2 protein-coding genes are annotated in these 3,511 nt (G+C 55.0%); both read right to left on the bottom strand.

Features of this window, described 5'->3' with window-relative positions:
• Positions 1-292: 292 nt before the first annotated feature.
• Positions 293-646 carry a hypothetical protein gene (locus NW818_RS10825; RefSeq protein ID WP_414424558.1) on the bottom strand — a complete coding sequence of 118 codons (354 nt, stop codon included), beginning with the start codon at positions 644-646 and terminating at the stop codon, positions 293-295.
• A 158-nt stretch (positions 647-804) separates the two neighbouring features.
• Complete coding sequence (locus NW818_RS10820; RefSeq protein ID WP_414424557.1) at positions 805-3,210, bottom strand: hypothetical protein; 2,406 nt, start codon at positions 3,208-3,210, stop codon at positions 805-807.
• Positions 3,211-3,511 lie beyond the last annotated feature (301 nt).

The raw sequence follows: 3,511 nt of genomic DNA, 5'->3' as shown, positions 1-3,511 counted from the left end.
GGTGTGGGGGTCGGAGTTGGCGTGGGCGTGGCAACCGTGAGAGGATCCCTTGAGGAAGAGCCGCAGGCAGCCATCAGCCCGGCCAGAGCGGCGGCCAACACTGAGGAAACAAGGGAAACACGCCAACTGGTTGGGAAGTTGCGGTCAGACATTCTCAAATCTCCAGCGAAGGATCAGCAAGAATTGGGGTAGCGGTTGCAGTCTTGGTTCGGCGCCGGCCAGCTTGGGGAAGAACTAACGGGTATTATTCCCTAACCCTAGCCCAGAAGGAAGGGGATCCACGGCTCTGGGCCTAGTCTTGGCTCATAAGGTAGGTAATGGCGCGGTTTTGCTGCTCAACCACCTGGCGCAGCTCGGCAATGCTGGCCCGCAGCTCAGCGATGGACTCCCTAGTTTGGGCAATGGCTGCAAAAACTTGCCCAATGGCCTCTGTGTTCTGGACAGTAACTGTGGAAACACGCCCAATGGCCTCTGCGTTCTGACCAATGGCTGCAAAGGCTTGCCCAATGGCCTCTGTGTTCTGGGCGGTGGCTGCAAAAAGACGCTCGATGGCTTCTGTATTCCGGGCAGTGGCCTGGGCATTGGCCAGGGTCTGCTGGGCCAGGACTTCCAAGATGGCCTCTACCCGCTCCAACCGCTCGGACATGGGGTTTCTCGGCAGCTTAGGATCCCATTCTATTAGCACCCCCGCCAGCTTGGTACTGCCGCGGCAAACCATTGTACGTAGCAGCGAGCCCAGGACTGGAAAAAAAGGGAGAGACCCAGGCCTCTCCCTTAGCTGAGCTAACACAAAGATAAGATCACCTAATTTACGACTTTTTGACTGGCAAGACCAAAGGTATTGCTACTACCAGTAGCGTATAGGTCTCTCAAGTCAGGGGAAGCACCAGCAGACCTGATACCTCTTGTATTAGCGTTGAGGATCTGGAACTGGTTGTTAGCAATTTGCTGCGGAATTGCACCAAGACTACCCCCAATATCAACAACGGGCTGGAGGGGTACGTTGTAACCCGTGAAAACGTTCCCTGTCAAGATTATCGAGCCACTGTTGGCGGTACTATTCACGGCGCGACTGTCAGTATTAGTATTGCCATTCAAGTCAATGGTGCTGTTCTGGACGACCAGGGCACCACCCCCATGATTGACAGCAAACACTTTGATACCAGAAGCGCCTATCGACTTAAGGGCGCTGCCTATGATGGTAACGCCGTTAGTACCGGCATCTACAACCCTTGGAGTTGTTCCACTGGCTGCAGCGGCATCGAAGTCAACTTTACTGTTAATAATCTGAGCACCCGCAGCGGTAGCCTGAATGCATACGCCATCACCGTTGGTACCATCTGTCCTAATTTGACAACTGAAAGTCACACCATCAAGAACAGCCTTTGCAGCCGCCAATTTGATAATGGCTGTTTTTGCTGCCCTCTCATTCGCTACAACTGTGGAGTTCTTGAGGATTCCTTTAACAATAAGCTGGTCACTCTTATTGTCAGGAACATCATCAAAAAGATTAACCGGACGATTAAGTATGATGGTCGAATCTGTAACAGTAGCTCCAGCAGCTACCGTTACCTTCTCAATGGTAGCAGCAATGCTAATGTCTTCAACGATCAGCTTGCTCGCATTGCCTTCAATGATTAACTCTCCGCCATTGAGGTTAATCTTGATGTCGTTCACCGTGACTGCTGAGCCGATGGTAAAGCCTGTTGCTGGTATGTTCACCTGTGCCAACCCACCGGCTGCGGCTGGCTCCGGTTGAATTGTGATTGTCCCGTTGTTGATAGCATTAACTTCAGGGTCTACCAGGTTCTCAGGAGCGCCAACACCAACAACTTTGAGGATAACTGGCAGGTTTGGCGTAGCCTGCTGCAAGGTCTTGGCAGCCGCGAAGGCATTTTTAAAGGTGGCAGGCGTAAGGGGACTGGATCCATCTCCTCCTGGACCCGGCCCCGGCTGCACAAAGATAGTCTTGGGAGCCACGAGTGGTCCTGCCGTAATGGTGGCCTTCACCGTCTTGCTGGCGATAGTAGTCGGGTAGTTGGTGGCCGTCGTGGTAGCAGCTCGCTGAATAGTGATGGTGGACTCACCAACACCCACCCCTGTTACGGTTATCACCTGAGGCGCCGTGTTCCCCTCGGGGAAGGTCAGAGTTGGCAGGTTAACCGTCGCCACCGTTGGCTTGTTGGATACCACACTGACCACTAGGTTGCCATTGAGCGGGGGCTGCGTAGGGGCTACTGAGAAGGTTACCGTCGAGCCCACCTGGGTAGAAACCTCTGTTGGCTCAACCACCAGTCCTGCCGCCACTGGGGGCTCCACCTTCACCGGCACGGTGACCGGCGGCACTCCCGCGTAGTTGGTGGCTTCACTGGTACCCGCAACTGTAACTACAATGCTGGCCGTGCCAGTAGCCACACCTGAAACAGTTACCTGCTGAGCACTGGTGCTGCCCACCGGGAAGGTCAAGGTAGAAGAGCCGGCAATGGAGGCGATGGTGGAATCCGTGCTCACCACGCTCAGCACCAGCTTGCCACCCGCTGGGGCTACATTGGGCTTGATGTCCAAGGTAGCCTTAGAAAGAGCCGGAAGGGTTAAGCTGCTGGGAGTAACTACAATAGAAGGAGTAGGCGTCGGAGTTGGAGTGGGGGTCGGGGTGGGCGTCGGGGTCGGTGTTGGTGGAGTCTTGAAGAAGGTATCCAACTGAGTTTGAGTAACGCTTACCCCCGGAATCTTCAGGGTGCCGGACACAAAGGTGTTGACCTTGACCGCGTCTACACCCACAGTGGACACGGCAAACAAAATGGCGGCATCCTCGCAGTTGACAACTCCGTTGCCGTTGAAGTCGGAGATGGCCGGCTTGAGAGGGTCACCTAGCCCGGTGACATCGCTGGCCGTAATCGGCCCGGCTTTCAGGGTGTTGTTGACGAAGCTGACGATTTTGGCAGCGTCGCCGGTGTTGAGGCTGCAGGCGGCAAAAAGCACTGCCGCATCCTTGCTGCTAACCGAGGTTTTCACCCCGTCGTAGTAGAAGGAGAGGCCCTCGGCAACGGGAGCAGCGGTTTCGGGAACTTGAGCCGAGATGGTGGAAGGAACCTGCGTAACGGTAGGCGTGTCGGCAGAGCAGGCCGCTACCACCCCGGTTAGAGAAGAAGCCAGCGCCAAGGAAGCCAGCGTGGAACGCAAGCTGTGCTTGAGGTTACGGTTAGACATCATCAATCTCCAAGAAGAAAGGCTCTACAACCGGTTGAAGCCTTGGCAAGCGCAGCTCAACTCACTACAGGGAAACCCACAAAGACCTAGCTGCTAGTAGTATACCCATGCAGAAGCCAAAAAGTACAACAGGGAAACCAATCGAACGAAGAGATGCGCAAGCCAAGCGAGATGGAAAAAGCGACCTGCCACCACCAAGCAACTTTTCAGTCAGCCCAATAGAAGCAGGCCGCTGTCGCAAAGCTAGCCAAAGGCTAGTTCACCGAAATGGCAGGCCCGAAGTTGAAGTAGGTGGTGCTGC

It is taken from the genome of Synechococcus sp. R6-5 (assembly GCF_047461775.1).
Taxonomy (GTDB): Bacteria; Cyanobacteriota; Cyanobacteriia; order Thermostichales; family Thermostichaceae; genus Thermostichus.
This window is presented reverse-complemented; position numbering and strand designations above follow the sequence as displayed.